Raw genomic sequence first — 14,448 nt, forward strand, 5'->3', positions numbered from 1 at the left:
GAATGGATGTCCGAGGGTGGAAGTCCGCGACCCGGATTCTTTGCTCACAGTGCGGGAATGCCTGTCAAGCGCGATGTTCCTCACATGTGAAAAGCGCTTCTGGGCGGCCTTATACGGCGGTTTCGCGGTGGTAGCCTCGAATGAGTGAGCAACCGACTCGTCGTCAAAGGCGCCCGTCAGCACAATCTCCGAGACGTGTCCGTGGAATTCCCGAGGGACTCGCTCGTCGTTTTTACGGGTGTTTCCGGTTCCGGTAAGTCGAGCCTGGCGTTCGACACCATATTCGCGGAAGGGCAGCGGCGTTATGTCGAATCGCTGTCCGCGTACGCACGGCAATTCCTGGGGCAGCTGGACAAGCCCGATGTCGACGCCGTGGAGGGACTGTCCCCGGCGATCGCCATCGACCAGAAGACGACCGGACGCAACCCGCGCTCCACGGTCGGCACCCTCACCGAGGTGTACGACCACCTGCGGCTGCTCTACGCCCGGATCGGCCGTCCGCACTGCCCCGAGTGCGGCGAGCCGGTCAGCCGGCAGACCCCGCAGCGCATCGTCGACCGGCTGCTGAGCAGCGGGGAGGGCACCCGCTTCCAGCTGCTCGCCCCCGTGGTCCGCGACCGTAAGGGTGAACACGCCGAGGTCTTCCGGCAGTTGGTCACGGACGGGTTCAGTCGCGTCCGCGTCGACGGCACCGTGTACGCGCTCACCACGCCACCCGCCCCGGATCCGCGCAGGCGCCACTCCATCGACGTCGTCGTGGACCGGCTGGCCGTCGCGCCGGGGATACGGCAGCGGCTGACCGAGTCCGTCGAGACCGCCCTGGGGCTGGCCGGCGGAGTCGTCCGAGTCGAGTTCGTGGACCGTGAACCCGACGATGCGGAAAGGGAGTTGATGTTCTCGGAGGAGATGGCCTGCCCGCGCTCCCACGAGATCGGCCTGCCCGCGCTCGAACCCCGGTTGTTCTCCTTCAACGCGCCCTGGGGTGCCTGCCCCGACTGCGCGGGACTGGGCTCCCGCACCCAGGTCGACCCGTCACTCGTGGTCCCGGACGACAGCAAGTCCCTGGCCGAGGGCGCCGTCGCGCCGTGGACGGACACCAGCGGCGCCGACTACTTCACCCTGCTGCTGGAAGCCCTGGCCGCCGAAGCCGGGTTCAGCACCGCCACTCCCTGGCGCGAACTGCCGCCCGACGCCAGGAAGATGGTCCTGTACGGCACCGAACGGCCGCTGCGGCTGTCGTACCGCAACCGCTTCGGCCGCGAACGCTCGCACCTGAGCCGCTTCGAGGGTGTCGTCCCGCACATCGAACGCCGTCATGGCGAGGCGGTCGCCGCCGACACCGCCCGGAGCCGGTTCACCGGGTATCTGCGGGAGGTGCCGTGCGCGGCCTGCGGGGGCGCCCGGCTGGTGCCCGGAGTCCTGGCCGTGACCGTGGGCGGGCGGAGCATCGCCGAGACGGCCGCGCTGCCGCTCGACCGGCTCGCCGCCGCCATGGGCGCGCTGGAACTGACCGGGAGCGAGCGGCGGATCGCGCGGGCCGTGCTCGCCGAGATCGGTGAGCGGCTGCGGTTCCTGCTGGACGTCGGTCTCGACTACCTCTCCCTGGACCGCCCGGCGGCCTCCCTCTCCGGCGGCGAGGCCCAGCGGATCCGGCTGGCCACCCAGATCGGCGCCGGGCTGACCGGAGTGCTGTACGTCCTCGACGAACCGTCCGTCGGACTGCACCAGCGTGACAACCAGCGGCTGATCGAGACGCTGAAGCGGCTGCGCGACCGCGGCAACAGCGTGATCGTCGTCGAGCACGACGAGGAGACCCTGCGGGTCGCCGACTGGGTCGTCGACATCGGGCCGGGCGCCGGGACGGAAGGCGGCCGCATCGTGCACTCGGGGACCGTCGCGGAGCTGGCGGCGCATCCCGAGTCCGTCACCGGGGCCTATCTGTCCGGACGGCGTGCCGTCCCCGTGCCCGCCCGGCGACGGCCCCCGCGGCCGGACCGCCTGCTCACCGTGCACGAGGCCGCCGAGCACAACCTGCGCGGCACCACCGTGTCCTTCCCGCTCGGCCTGTTCACCGCGGTCACCGGCGTCTCCGGCTCCGGCAAGTCCACCCTCGTCAACGACGTCCTGCACACCGCCCTGGCCCGCCACCTGCACCGCGCGCACCGGGCGCCCGGCCGCCACCGCGCCCTCACCGGCGTCGAGCACCTCGACAAGGTCGTCCAGGTCGACCAGGCACCCATCGGCCGCAGCCCCCGCTCCAGCCCCGCCGGCTACACCGGTGTCCTCGACCACCTGCGCAGGCTGTTCGCACAGACCCCCGAGGCCAAGCTGCGCGGCTACCAGCCGGGCCGCTTCTCCTTCAACGTCAAAGGCGGCCGCTGCGAACACTGCCACGGCGACGGCACCGTCAAGGTGGAGATGAACTTCCTGCCCGACGTGTACGTGCCGTGCGAGGTCTGCCAGGGCGCCCAGTACAACCGCGAGACGCTCGACGTGCGGTACCGGGGCCGGTCCATCGCCGACGTGCTCGCGATGACCGTGGCGGAGGGCCTGGACTTCTTCGAGGGCCACCGGATCATCGCCCGCCATCTGCGCACCCTGCACGACGTGGGACTCGGCTATGTGCGGCTCGGCCAGCCGGCCACCACCCTGTCCGGCGGCGAGGCCCAACGGGTCAAGATCGCCGCCGAGTTGCAGCGCCGTACCGGGGGACGCACCCTCTACGTGCTGGACGAGCCCACCACCGGACTGCACACCGCCGACGTGGAGCGGCTGCTGACGGCGTTGCAGCGGCTCGTCGACGGCGGGAACACGGTGGTGGTCATCGAGCACCACCTCGACGTGGTCAAGACGGCCGACTGGCTGATCGACATGGGTCCCGAGGGCGGCCGGCGCGGCGGACAGGTCATCGCCGAGGGCACCCCGGAACAGATCGCTGCCCACCCGGACTCGCACACCGGCCGGTTCCTCGGCCCGCTGCTGAAGGAGGCGGTCGCGTGAGCGCCGTGGCGCAGAGCACGCGGGAGGTCCTGTCGTACGACGACGAAGCCGACGGCCCCGAGCCGCTGTTGTCGGCGGAGGGCGGCAGTACCGACCCGGTGAAGGACTACCTGCGTCTCATCGCCCGGGTCCGGCTGCTCACCGCCGAACAGGAAGTGGACATCGCCCGGCGCGTCGAGGCGGGCCTGTACGCCGAACGGCTGCTGGAGGAGGGGGACTTCCGGTACCGCGAGGAGGAACTGGCGGCCCTCGCCGCGGACGGCCGGCGGGCCAAGGAGCACCTGACCGAGGCCAACCTCCGGCTGGTCGTCTCCGTGGCCAAGCGCTTCACCGGCCGCGGGCTGGACCTGCTCGACCTCGTCCAGGAGGGCAACGCCGGTCTCATCCGCGCGGTGGAGAAGTTCGACTACGCCAAGGGCTTCAAGTTCTCCACCTACGCGACCTGGTGGATCAAACAGGCCGTCACCCGTGCCCTGGCCGACCAGAGCCGCACCATCCGCATCCCGGTGCACACCGTGGAGGTGATCAACCGGGTGGCGCGCGCCCGCCGGGAACTGACCCGGGAGACGGGCACCGCGCCGGCACCGGAGCGGCTCGCCGAGCGCGCCGAGATCACCGTGGAACGGCTCCTCGAACTGGACGCCTACACCAAGGAACCCGTCTCCCTGCACGCCCGCCTCAGCGAGGACGGGGACGGTGAGTTCGGCGACCTCATCGAGGACACCGACTCGCCCGCCCCCTGGGAGGCCGTCACCCACCACCTCCTCCAGGACACCATCCGCGGCTTGCTCACCGGCATGACCGCCCGCGAGGCGGGCATCGTCGCGCTGCGCTACGGACTCACCGACGGCCGCCCGCGCACCCTGGAGGAGATCGGACAGGTCTACGGCGTCACCCGGGAACGCATCCGCCAGATCGAGGCCAAGACCATGACCAAGCTCCGCCACCCGTCCCGCTCACAGGTACTGCGGGACTACCTCGACGGCTCCTGAGCCCGAGGCTGTTCAGCCCTGGGCGCCGTTCTGGGAGACCGGGTACAGACCCAGGACGCCCTTCGGGTCCGAGGGGTTCACGCCCTGGACGTCGCCGACGTACAGGTTGACGCGGGCCTTGTAGCGGTCCAGGGCGGTGCGGTCGCTCATGAACGCGCCGAGGCCGAGCGGGTTCATGTTCTTGTAGTCGAAGATGCCCTTGCGGCCGGCCGGCGGGGCGACGTCGGTGCGGCTGCTCCAGGTGCCGATGTCGTGGGTCTGGGCGTCCTTGGAGAGGATCCAGCTCAGGTAGAGCTTGGCGGCGGCCTGGTGCGGGGCGTTCTTCAGGATGGCGCCGGTCTGGGGCCAGGCGACCCAGGGGGACCGCTTCGGGAGCGTCACCTGCGACAGGCCGCTCGCGCTGCCGCCGCTGCCGAAGTCGGCGACGTAGTCACCGGTGCCGACCAGGTCGGAGGAGTCCTGGGTGCCGCGCACGAACTTCGGGTTCTGCGCGAGCAGCTTCCTCAGGTAGCCGAAGCCGTACTTGAGGTTCTCGGCGAGATCGGTCATCCGGAGCCGGCCTTCGGGCGCCTCGGAGAGGAACACCAGTACGGAGTACTGCAGATGACTGAGACCCGAGTCGTGGCGGAGCTGCTGATCGAGGGTGTCCTCCATGACCAGCGTGAGATCTCTGAAGGCACGCCAGGCACGCAGCTCGTCCGCGGACAGCCAGGGGGTCTCCATGACCCGGACCCTAACAGCAGCCCGGCACCGGCGACGTGATCACGGGCTCAGGGGCGAAGGGAGGGAACTCCGTAGGCCATTACTTGCATTTTCCGGAAAGCTGTGAGTAGCCGATTCAATTTCTTGTGCCCACAGGTCAACTCCCCATGTCAAGCGTGATTTTCACCGTCCTGAATTGGTCCGAGCCGGTCCTTCGGTGATGCTAGGTTTCTCTCCGCCGCAGGCGTCTCGGCGTTTTCTCATGGCGCTGCGCATTTCGCGACGACGCGTTCTCCTCGCAGTCTCCATTCCACCAGCGACCCCTTTACGGAGCCTTCTCCCATGTCCACAGACATGCCCACGGACAGCGTGGCGCCGGCCGTCACACCGGCCGATACGTCGAACACACCGCCCGTCCGGGGCCGGCATCTCGGACTGGCGCTGTTCGTCATCGCCGCCGCCCAGCTGATGGTCGTCCTCGACGCCACCATCACCAACATCGCGCTCCCGGCCATCCAGACCGACCTGGACGTCACCGACGCGAACCTCGCCTGGATCGTCAACTCCTATGCCCTGGCCTTCGGCGGGCTGCTGCTGCTCGGCGGGCGGGCCGGTGACCTGTTCGGGCGGCGGCGGATGTTCCGGGCCGGCATAGCCGTCTTCACCCTGGCCTCGCTGCTCGGCGGGCTGGCTCCGGCCGAGGGCCTGCTGATCGCCGCCCGGATCCTGCAGGGCGTCGGAGCCGCGCTCGCCGCGCCCAGTGCCCTCGCGCTGATCACCACCACGTTCCCGCAGGGCAAGCCGCGCAACACCGCGATGGGCGTGTACGCCGCGATGGGCGGCGTCGGAGCCACCGTCGGCCTGCTGCTGGGCGGCACCCTCACCGATCTCCTCGACTGGCGCTGGGTGTTCTTCGTGAACATCCCCATCGGCGTCGCGGTCCTCGCCGGCACCAGGACCCTCGTCGAGGCGGACCGCCACCCCGGCCGCCTGGACGTGCCCGGCGCCGTCACCGGCACCGGCGGCCTGATCTCCCTGGTCTACGGCATCACCAGGGGCGGTGAGCACGGCTGGACCGACGCACTGACCCTGGCCTCCTTCGCGGGAGCGGCCGCGCTGCTCGCCGCCTTCCTCGTCCTGCAGGCCCGCGGCGCGGACCCGATGATGCCGTTGCGTCTGCTCAAGGACCGCAACCGCTCCGGCAGTTACACCACGATGCTGTTCATCGGCGCCGGCATGTTCGCCACCTTCTACTTCCTGACGCTGTACATGCAGCTGATCCTCGGCTACAGCCCGGTCAGGACCGGCTTCGCCTATCTGCCCTTCAGCTTCGGCATGGCGGCGGCGGCAGGCATCAGCTCCAAGCTCGTCACCCATGTCGCCCCCCGGCTGATCGCCGGTCCGGGGCTGCTGGTGGCGGCCGCCGGCATGTTCTGGTTCGCCACCCTGGAACCCGGCTCCTCCTACACCGCGCACCTGATGCCCGCGATGTTCGTGACCTCCCTCGGCCTGGGCGCGAGCTTCGTGCCGATGACGCTCGGCGCGGTGAGCGGCGTCGACCGCCACGACACGGGGATCGCGTCGGCCCTGCTGAACACCGCCCAGCAGATCGGCGGCGCGCTCGGCCTGGCCGTGCTGTCGACGATCGCCACCTCGGCCGCGGACGACAAGGTCCCCGACGCGGCCACCACGCTCTACCGAGGCCTCGCCGCCCAGGACTTCGGCCTGGTGGCCCGCGCGGCCGACGCCCTGACCCACGGCTACACCGTGGCCTTCGCCGCCGCGGCCGCCATGTTCCTCGCGGGCCTGCTCGTCACCGCGGCGGCCGCCACCGCTCCGCGTCAGCACGCCGAGGACGGCGCCCCCGCGGTCCACCTGGGCTGACCCCGCGAACGGCACGCGGTGCGCGGGTTCCTTCCTCCGCGGGTCCCGCCGGGACCCGACGGCCCGCGCGCCGCGTGCCCTTGCCGCGACACCTGCCGGCGGCCGCGGTCAGGAGCGCACGAACTCCAGGATGTCGGGGTTGAGGACCTCGGGCCGGGTGGTGAGCATGCCGTGCGGAAGGCCCTCGTAGCTCTTGAGCGTGCCGTTCTTGAGGAGTTGCACGGTCAGCGGCGCCGAGTCCTCGTACGGGACGACCTGGTCGTCGGTGCCGTGGGCGACGAGGACCGGTACCTCGATCTGCCGGAGGTCCTCGGTGAAGTCGGTCTCGGAGAACGCCTTGACGCATTCGTAGTGGGCGTTGGCCGCGCCCATCATGCCCTGCCGCCACCAGTTGTCGATCAGGCCCTGGGACACCTGCGCGCCGGGGCGGTTGAAGCCGTAGAACGGTCCCGAGGGCACGTCGATGAAGAACTGCGAGCGATTGCCGGCCACCCCGGCGCGGAAGCCGTCGAAGACCTCCATGGGCAGGCCGCCCGGGTTGGCGTCCGTCTTGAGCATGAGGGGCGGTACGGCGCCCACCAGCACGGCCTTGGCGACCCGGCCCGGTTCGGCGCGGGCCACGTAGCGGGTGACCTCGCCGCCGCCGGTGGAGTGGCCGATGTGCACGGCGTCCCGCAGGTCGAGCGCCGCCGCGAGCGCGATCACGTCGTCGCTGTAGGTGTCCATGTCGTGGCCGCCGGCGGTCTGGGTGGAGCGGCCGTGCCCCCGGCGGTCGTGGGCGATGACGCGGTAGCCGTGCGACAGGAAGAACAACATCTGGTTGTCCCAGTCGTCGGCGCTCAGCGGCCATCCGTGGTGGAAGACGATCGGCTGCCCGTCGCGCGGGCCCCAGTCCTTGTAGAAGAGAGTGGTGCCGTCGCCCGTGGTGACTGTCCCCATCGCTTGTCCTCCGCTCGCTCGGGGTGCGCCCCGGCGAGACAGAGGTCCGGGCACGCGGGACCGACGAATGCACGCCCTCGGGGCGCGGTCCGGAAGTACCCGCCCAGCCTACGCCCGGGCCGCGCGCGGCACATCCGGGCGCGGTACTTGCGGTCGGGGCGCATCCGGGCGCGGCTCAGCCGCGGCTGTCGGCGGACACCGGCCGGACGGACGCGTCGGCCTGCCGCAGTTCGGCGAGCAGGACGTTCTGCCCGTCCAGCAGTTCGGTGAGGATACGGCGGGCCGCACGCAGGAGTTCCGCGACATCGCCGCCTGCCAGGGCGTAGCTGACCGTGGATCCCTCCCGGATGGAGACCACGATGCCGGACCGGCGCAGCACGGCCAGCTGCTGGGAGAGGCTGGACGGCTCGATCTCGATGTCGGCGAGCAGGTCCCGTACCGGGACCGGTCCGTGCTGGAGCAGTTCCAGGACCCTGATCCGTACGGGGTGCCCGAGCATGCGGAAGAAGTCCGCCTTGGCCTGGTACAGGGGGACTTGCATGACAGCTCGCTCTCTGCCGGGTCGGGTGGGGTGGGGCCGCCGGGGTGCGGCGGCGCCTCGCGACACCGCCGCATCGGCCCTGCACAGCCGATCCTTGCCGCCCGTGGCCCGGTGCAGGCGTGAATTGGGATCATGCTGATGTGGTCACTTGAAGAAGTTTTCACATCGTGGGCGCACGAAACCCCGGGCGCCGCGTCGTCGCTAGACCTCGAGCTGTTCCTCGACCCGCTTGAGCTGGTGGCGGGCCATCGCCAGGTTCGAGCGGGCCTTGTCGAGCACCAGGTAGAGGAACAGGCCGTTCCCGCTGCGCCCGGTGATCAGGCGGATGAGGTGGTACTGCTTCTCCAGCGTGATCAGGATGTCCTCGATCCGGCCCTTGAGGCCCAGCTCCTCCATGGTGCGCACCTTGGCCCGGATCACGTCCGTGTTCCCGGCCGCGGCGATCGTCAGGTCGAGGTCCTTGCCCCCGCCCAGCGTCCCCAGCGCCATCCCGCTGGTGTAGTCGACGACGGCGGCGCCCATCGCCCCCTCGACCCCGGCCATCATTTCCTTCAGTGACACTTCCACGCTCGCCATGGCGGCGTCCTCCCCTTCGGTAGCCGTTGCGACGGACCGGCCCCGGCCGGTCCGTCCGATGCATGGACCGTAGGGGCGGGCGGGGTTCCCGGGGTCGGCGTGTCCGGGGCTGCCCCATGATGGTCGAGAAGTCGCGCTGTCTGTCCGTTCGGGTGACGCCAACTGTTGGGCGAGAGACCGAGGTTGACGTTCTCCGAGGAAGCGGTGCCGAAGGGTGCAAAAGGGTCGCTCACCCCGATTCCGGTCAGGGTGCCGGCGGGGGAGTGTCACCAGGGAATCGTTTCGGCAAGTGAAGGTTCCGTTTCCGTGGTGATCTGATTACGTCACATAGGGGTCTGTGGCGTAGGGTTGCTGGCCTGATAACTGTCCACTTCTGGACGGGAGTTGACAGTTTGTTTGCGCTGCACGCTGTGTCTCCGAACTGGTTCATCGAGAGGGCTCCATGTCCGAAACCGCGACTCATGCAGGGCGTTCGGGACCTGGTCGGATGACCGTGCCGGGCTCGGTTCACAACAGGCACGCCAGGCCTCCCGCCCAGGACGAACCGACAGAATCGGCCACTCGGTCCCGTACGGTTCGCCTCGCGGTCCTTCCCGCGCTGTCCATGGCGGTCCTCGCCGCCGTCCTGCTCGTCTTCGTCCTCAAGGCCCAGCGGGGCACCGCCGACGCGGCCACCTGGACGGTGCTCGGCGTCGGCGCCGTGATCGGCTGCGGAGTGCTGGCTGCGGCCGTACGGGCCGGCCGCACGGCGGACCGGACGGCGTCCCGGCAGTACGCGGCGCTGAGCCGTACCGTCGCCGCGAGCCAGGCCGGCCTGCAGGATGCCCTGCAGCGGCTGGAGCGGGGCGAGCCGGTGGAGCAGGTCGCGTTCACCCTGCCCGCGCCGTCCCGGACCGACCGGCTCGGGACGCTCGGGTACGAGATGAGCGTCGCCCTCTGGCAGGCCCGCACCGCCGTGGTGCAGCGCGCGCAGTACGCCCCGACGAACGCGCAGGAGAGCGAGGAGCGGGTCGAGGTCTTCGTGAACCTCGCCCGGCGTCTGCAGTCGCTCGTCCACCGCGCCATCAACATGCTCGACCAGCTGGAGAACGAGGTCGAGGACCCGGAGCTGCTCAAGGGCCTGTTCCACGTCGACCACCTGGCCACCCGTATCCGCCGCCACGCGGAGAACGTTGCCGTGCTCGGCGGCTCGGTCTCCCGCCGCCAGTGGACCCGTCCGGTGACCCTGACCGAGGTGCTGCGCTCCTCGATCGCCGAGGTCGAGCACTACTCCCGGGTCAAGCTGGTGCCGCCGATCGAGGGGACGCTGCGCGGCCACGCCGTCGCCGACGTCATCCACCTGCTCGCCGAACTGGTCGAGAACGCCACGACGTTCTCCGAGCCCGGCACCCAGGTCCTGCTGCGCGCCCAGCGGGTGACCGCCGGGCTCGCCATCGAGGTCGAGGACCGCGGTCTGGGCATGCCCCTGGAGGAGCAGGCCCGGATCAACTCGCTGCTCGCCGAGCCCGACCACATCGACCTCAGCAAGCTGCTCGCCGACGGCCGTATCGGCCTGTACGTGGTGTCCGCGCTGGCCCGCCGGCACAGCATCGCGGTCCGGCTGCAGAGCAACATCTACGGCGGTGTCCAGGCGATCCTGGTCGTGCCGCGCGCCCTGCTGGGCGACGAGGTCGACGGCCCGTCCGACCAGTACCAGGTCGTCGACCTGCCCCAGCAGGCCCGGATGCCCTCGGTCCCGCAGCCTCCCGCGCAGGCCTCCCACGGCCGCCCGGTGGCCCCGCCGCCGGCCCTGCGCCAGCCGCTGCCGCCGGCCCAGACGCAGGCCGCGGCCGGACCGGCGCCCGCGGCCCAGCAGTACGGCCACGGCCACGGCCACGGCCACGGCGCCGGAGCGCCGCCGGCGTACGTACCCGCTCCCCAGCTCGGCGGCCCGCCCCGTGACGACCGGCCGCAGCTCCCGCAGCGCCACGCCCAGGAGCACCTGGCGCCCGAACTGCGCAACGGTCCCGCGGTGCGCACGGGCGACGAGAAGGAGACGGAGCACGATCCGGGACTGATGGCCATGTTCCAGCGAGGGGTCCGCCTCGCCGACAACGAACCCGACGAGCCCCCCACCAACAGCGCTCGCTGATGCAGGCTCTGGACTCGCAACACAAGGAGAAGAACGCCACCGTGAGCGACATGCATGCCGGCCAGTCGCAGAACCTCGACTGGCTCCTGTCGGGACTCATCCAGAGGGTCCCCTTCACCCGCAGTGCCCTGCTGCTGTCCTCCGACGGACTGGCGAAGGCGTACGACGGGCTCGAAACAGTGGCCGAGGCGGAGCACCTGGCCGCCCTCGCGTCGGGTCTCCACTCGCTGGCGCGCAGCGCGGGCATGCAGTTCGCCCACGGTGCCGACGTACGGCAGGTGGTGGTGGAGCTGGACACGGCTCTGCTGTTCGTCTGCGCGGCCGGCTCGGGCGCCTGTCTGGCCGTGCTGGCCGACCGCGAGGCCGACGCGGCCGTGCTGGGCTACGAGATGGCCATGCTGGTCAAGAGCGTCCGCCCGTACCTGGCGACCCCCGTCCGGCAGCAGGCGGCCGGCACGTCGCTCGATCCGGGGCGCTGACCATGTCGGACGCGGAGGACGGGGCCTGGCTCGACGACGACGCGGGCCGGCTGATACGGCCCTACACCGTCAGCAACGGACGTACCCGCCCCTCGTCGCAGTTCGACCTGCTCACCCTGGTCATGGCGACGGGTGAACGGCCGAAGACCTATCTCGGCCCCGACCACGACCAGGTGCTGGCCCTGTGCGGCGTGCCGCTGTCCGTCGCCGAGGTGGCCGCGCACCTGAAGCTGCCGGCCGTCATCACCAAAGTCCTGCTGTCCGACCTCGTCACACACCGCGCGGTGACCACGAGTGCGCCGCGCGCCATCCTGGCGGGTTCCCCCACCGACCGACACCTTCTGGAGACGGTGCTGCATGGCCTTCGCAAGCGGCTCTGACCCCTTTCCCACCGCGCTGAAGATCCTCATCGCCGGTGGCTTCGGGGTCGGCAAGACCACGTTCGTAGGAGCTGTCAGCGAGATCGAGCCGCTGAGCACCGAGGAGCTGCTGACCCAGGTCAGCGCCCGTACCGACAGCCTGGTGGGCATCGAGGGGAAGTCGACCACCACCGTGGCGATGGACTTCGGCCGGATGTCCCTGGACCGCGACCACGTCCTGTACCTGTTCGGCACGCCCGGGCAGGAGCGGTTCTGGTTCATGTGGGACGAACTGTCCAACGGCGCCCTGGGCGCGGTCGTGCTCGCCGACACCCGCCGGCTGGACCACTGTTTCGCCGCGGTCGACTTCTTCGAACGGCGGGGCATCGGATTCATCGTCGCCGTCAACGAGTTCGACGGCTCCTACCGCTACACGTCCGACGAGATCCGCTCGGCTCTCGACCTCAAGCCCGACGTACCCGTGGTGGCGTGCGACGCACGCCAGTGCAACTCCGGAACGCGCGTGTTGATCGCGCTCCTCCAGCACCTTCTCGCCTCGACTCCCGGCACACCGCCCGCGGAGCTTGACCCGCTGCGCTGAGGCATCCTCAGCGCGGCCGAATGGAGCCTGCATGTCTGCCCCGGTTCCCTACCAGACGCCCCAGTACGACCCGACCCGCCATCTGCTGCTCACGCCGGACGACCGGGACGCCCCCGCCCGGGTCGCCAGGCTGCGCGAGCTCGGCATCGGAGACGTCCCGATCCCGGAGTTCGACGAGTTCGCGCGCAACCTCGCGCAGGTCACCGGCGCACCGTTCTCGATGGTCAACTTCATCGACGAGAACCGCCAGTACTTCGCCGGCCTGTACGCGGCCGGCCGACCCGGGGTGCAGCTGGAGCCGCAGGAGAACCAGGTCGGCCGGACGATGACACGTGACCAGGGCTACTGCCCGCACGTCGTCGTGCGGAAGAAGGCCCTGGTGCTCGAGGACGTCTGCGACTACCCGCGGTTCGCGGGCAACCGGGTCGTGGACGAGATCGGTATCCGCTCGTACATGGGCGCCCCCCTGATCGACTGGAAGACCGGGATGGCCCTGGGAACGATCTGCGTGGTGGACACGGAGACCCACCCGTGGGGGCGCGAGGGGCTGGCGACCATCAAGTCACTGGCGCAGCAACTGGTCGACCGTATCCATGAGATGGAGGAGCGAGGAGGGATCTGAGCCGGTGCGCGCAGGGGGTTCAGCCCGCGTGCCCGGCGGCTTCCAGCTGCTCTTCGCGCGGCCGCGGCGCCACGCTGCGCACGAGGTCGGCCAGGCGCTCGGACCACTGGCCCTTGGCGGTGCCGAGCGCGGTCTCGCCCAGGCGCAGCAACTGGATGTCGGAGGTGCCGGCGGGCGCGTAGATGTGATGGGCGTCGCGCAGGTAGCGCTCCACCGGGCGGTCGGTGAACAGGCCGCTGGCGGCGTGGATCTCCATGCCGTCACGGGCGGACTCGATGGCTGCCTCGACGTTGAGGAGCTTGGCGTTCATCAGCTCGGTGTCGCAGGACAACCCCTGGTCGAGCAGGTGTACGGCGTGATAGGCGGCCAGTCTGGCGGTCATCAGCCGCGACTTCATCCGGCCGAGCCGGAGCTTGATGTTGGTGAGTTCGCCCAGGGGCGCGCCGTAGCGTTCCCGCTCGATGCACAGGGCGGTCGTCTCCTCGAACACGGCCTGGTGGATGCCGAGGGAGACCGCGGTCAGGTTGGGCCGGCCGTACAGGATGCTCGACGAGTAGGCGACGGCCAGGCCCGTGCCCTCCGCGCCGAGCAGGTTCGCGGCCGGCACCCGGCAGTTGTCGAAGATCAGCTCGCCGAAGCTGAAGCCGTGCAGCCCCATGGCCGGCTGGTGCTCGCCGAGCGAGAAGCCGGGGCGGTCGGCCTCGACCAGGAAGGCCGACAGCCCTCGCGATCCCTCGCCGGTCCTGACGACCACCCCGTGCAGGTCGCCGACATGGCTGTTGCCGACGAAGACCTTGCGGCCGTTGAGGATGTAGTCGTCGCCGTCGCGGACCGCGGTGCTGCCCATGCCCAGCACATGGCCGCCCGACTCCGGTTCCGTGACGGCGATGGTCGGCAGGCAGTCGCCCGCGGCGATACGCGGCAGCCACGTGCTCTTCTGCTGTGCGTCGCCGAAATGAATGATCTTGGCGACGCCGAGCTGGGAGGCCTGCACCATGGCCCCCATGGCGCCGCTGACGCGGGCAAGTTCCTCGATGATGATCGTCTTGGCGAGATGTCCGGCGCTCATCCCGCCGTACTCGGTGCCGATGGTGACGCCGATCCAGCCCTGCCGGGCGATGAGGGCGGAGAGCTCGTGGGCCACGGCCCGCGAACGCTCCATCTCCGCGATCCGCGGACGCACCTCCCGCTCGGCGAACTCGCGCACTCGATGCCGCAAGCCGTCGTGCCACTCACTAGTGAAATAGCGTTCCACAACCCCTCCTGCGCGCTGCCTCCGGGTCGGTACGGAACCGGAGGTGGTTCGTCGGGCAGTGGCTCTTTGTTCCCCCAGGTCGTTCGCCCAATTTATTGTCTACTTATCGACCGATCTCAGCCAAGATCGCAACGCGACTTTGACTGAAACGCGGCACCTTGCATTCCGCTTCGACTGTGCGATATGGGGCGCAAGTTGTCCTCATTACGGCATGTCACGGAGGGATTCGGCTCAAGTACGAACAGGATCCGTCCGGTCTGGACAGGCGTCTGCCCATCAGGCAATTGCCCGACGGACAGACGGCGTTCCATGATGACAACCAGTCACGTTCTGTCTGGCCGATATGAGCGCCGCGTCGGAACGGTCG

At 70.1% G+C, this 14,448-nt stretch carries 13 protein-coding genes; 8 read left to right on the forward strand and 5 right to left on the reverse strand.

Translation table 11 applies throughout. The annotated features are described in order from the left end of the window. The first annotated feature begins 144 nt into the window (after positions 1-144). Positions 145-3,000: an excinuclease ABC subunit UvrA gene (gene uvrA, locus ACIPSJ_RS33080; RefSeq protein ID WP_401351351.1), complete on the forward strand. Its 2,856-nt coding sequence runs from the start codon at positions 145-147 to the stop codon at positions 2,998-3,000. Continuing rightward, complete coding sequence (locus tag ACIPSJ_RS33085) at positions 2,997-3,992, forward strand: RNA polymerase sigma factor (protein WP_401351352.1); 996 nt, start codon at positions 2,997-2,999, stop codon at positions 3,990-3,992. Before uvrA ends, ACIPSJ_RS33085 begins: the two co-directional genes overlap by 4 nt. 12 nt (positions 3,993-4,004) lie before the next feature. On the opposite strand, the gene ACIPSJ_RS33090 is transcribed toward ACIPSJ_RS33085, so the two are convergent. Continuing rightward, positions 4,005-4,715 (reverse strand): hypothetical protein, encoded by a 711-nt coding sequence (locus ACIPSJ_RS33090; RefSeq protein ID WP_401351353.1) that lies wholly within the window; start codon positions 4,713-4,715, stop codon positions 4,005-4,007. 321 nt (positions 4,716-5,036) lie between these two features. Here ACIPSJ_RS33090 and ACIPSJ_RS33095 point away from each other — a divergent pair, with 321 nt between their 5' ends. After that, on the forward strand, positions 5,037-6,578 hold the full coding sequence (locus ACIPSJ_RS33095) for an MFS transporter (RefSeq protein ID WP_401351354.1): 1,542 nt from the start codon (positions 5,037-5,039) through the stop codon (positions 6,576-6,578). 108 nt (positions 6,579-6,686) lie between these two features. On the opposite strand, the gene ACIPSJ_RS33100 is transcribed toward ACIPSJ_RS33095, so the two are convergent. The 3 genes from ACIPSJ_RS33100 to ACIPSJ_RS33110 all read right to left on the reverse strand — a co-directional run bounded on the left by ACIPSJ_RS33100 (position 6,687) and on the right by ACIPSJ_RS33110 (position 8,634). Further along, complete coding sequence (locus tag ACIPSJ_RS33100; protein WP_359222909.1) at positions 6,687-7,517, reverse strand: alpha/beta hydrolase; 831 nt, start codon at positions 7,515-7,517, stop codon at positions 6,687-6,689. 175 nt (positions 7,518-7,692) lie between these two features. Further along, positions 7,693-8,058 carry an ArsR/SmtB family transcription factor gene (locus ACIPSJ_RS33105; RefSeq protein ID WP_401351356.1) on the reverse strand — a complete coding sequence of 122 codons (366 nt, stop codon included), beginning with the start codon at positions 8,056-8,058 and terminating at the stop codon, positions 7,693-7,695. A gap of 201 nt (positions 8,059-8,259) precedes the next feature. Then, a complete protein-coding gene (locus ACIPSJ_RS33110; RefSeq protein ID WP_355717992.1) occupies positions 8,260-8,634 on the reverse strand; it encodes a hypothetical protein in 375 nt (124 codons plus the stop codon). A 604-nt stretch (positions 8,635-9,238) separates the two neighbouring features. Between ACIPSJ_RS33110 and ACIPSJ_RS33115 the strand changes: the two genes are divergently transcribed. Genes ACIPSJ_RS33115 through ACIPSJ_RS33135 form a run of 5 tightly spaced genes read left to right on the forward strand, consistent with a single transcriptional unit; the run spans position 9,239 to position 12,826 of the window. Beyond that, complete coding sequence (locus tag ACIPSJ_RS33115) at positions 9,239-10,765, forward strand: sensor histidine kinase (RefSeq protein WP_401351357.1); 1,527 nt, start codon at positions 9,239-9,241, stop codon at positions 10,763-10,765. 50 nt (positions 10,766-10,815) lie between these two features. Continuing rightward, positions 10,816-11,244: a roadblock/LC7 domain-containing protein gene (locus ACIPSJ_RS33120; protein ID WP_359223020.1), complete on the forward strand. Its 429-nt coding sequence runs from the start codon at positions 10,816-10,818 to the stop codon at positions 11,242-11,244. A 2-nt stretch (positions 11,245-11,246) separates the two neighbouring features. After that, complete coding sequence (locus ACIPSJ_RS33125) at positions 11,247-11,624, forward strand: DUF742 domain-containing protein (RefSeq protein WP_359222915.1); 378 nt, start codon at positions 11,247-11,249, stop codon at positions 11,622-11,624. Beyond that, positions 11,602-12,204: an ATP/GTP-binding protein gene (locus ACIPSJ_RS33130; protein WP_359222917.1), complete on the forward strand. Its 603-nt coding sequence runs from the start codon at positions 11,602-11,604 to the stop codon at positions 12,202-12,204. Before ACIPSJ_RS33125 ends, ACIPSJ_RS33130 begins: the two co-directional genes overlap by 23 nt. A gap of 31 nt (positions 12,205-12,235) precedes the next feature. Beyond that, positions 12,236-12,826 (forward strand): GAF domain-containing protein, encoded by a 591-nt coding sequence (locus ACIPSJ_RS33135; RefSeq protein ID WP_355717982.1) that lies wholly within the window; start codon positions 12,236-12,238, stop codon positions 12,824-12,826. 19 nt (positions 12,827-12,845) lie between these two features. On the opposite strand, the gene ACIPSJ_RS33140 is transcribed toward ACIPSJ_RS33135, so the two are convergent. Then, complete coding sequence (locus ACIPSJ_RS33140; protein ID WP_359222920.1) at positions 12,846-14,081, reverse strand: acyl-CoA dehydrogenase family protein; 1,236 nt, start codon at positions 14,079-14,081, stop codon at positions 12,846-12,848. Positions 14,082-14,448: the final 367 nt, after the last annotated feature.

Source organism: Streptomyces sp. NPDC090088, assembly GCF_044747345.1.
Taxonomy (GTDB): domain Bacteria; phylum Actinomycetota; class Actinomycetes; order Streptomycetales; family Streptomycetaceae; genus Streptomyces.

Coding starts and splice junctions, on each gene's coding strand:
- ACIPSJ_RS33100 (WP_359222909.1), bottom strand. CDS start 7,517: ATGGGGACAGTCACCACGGGCGACGGCACCACTCTCTTCTACAAGGAC.
- ACIPSJ_RS33090 (WP_401351353.1), bottom strand. CDS start 4,715: ATGGAGACCCCCTGGCTGTCCGCGGACGAGCTGCGTGCCTGGCGTGCC.
- ACIPSJ_RS33135 (WP_355717982.1), top strand. CDS start 12,236: ATGTCTGCCCCGGTTCCCTACCAGACGCCCCAGTACGACCCGACCCGC.
- ACIPSJ_RS33105 (WP_401351356.1), bottom strand. CDS start 8,058: ATGCAAGTCCCCCTGTACCAGGCCAAGGCGGACTTCTTCCGCATGCTC.
- ACIPSJ_RS33115 (WP_401351357.1), top strand. CDS start 9,239: ATGGCGGTCCTCGCCGCCGTCCTGCTCGTCTTCGTCCTCAAGGCCCAG.
- ACIPSJ_RS33125 (WP_359222915.1), top strand. CDS start 11,247: ATGTCGGACGCGGAGGACGGGGCCTGGCTCGACGACGACGCGGGCCGG.
- ACIPSJ_RS33095 (WP_401351354.1), top strand. CDS start 5,037: ATGTCCACAGACATGCCCACGGACAGCGTGGCGCCGGCCGTCACACCG.
- ACIPSJ_RS33120 (WP_359223020.1), top strand. CDS start 10,816: ATGCATGCCGGCCAGTCGCAGAACCTCGACTGGCTCCTGTCGGGACTC.
- ACIPSJ_RS33130 (WP_359222917.1), top strand. CDS start 11,602: ATGGCCTTCGCAAGCGGCTCTGACCCCTTTCCCACCGCGCTGAAGATC.
- ACIPSJ_RS33110 (WP_355717992.1), bottom strand. CDS start 8,634: ATGGCGAGCGTGGAAGTGTCACTGAAGGAAATGATGGCCGGGGTCGAG.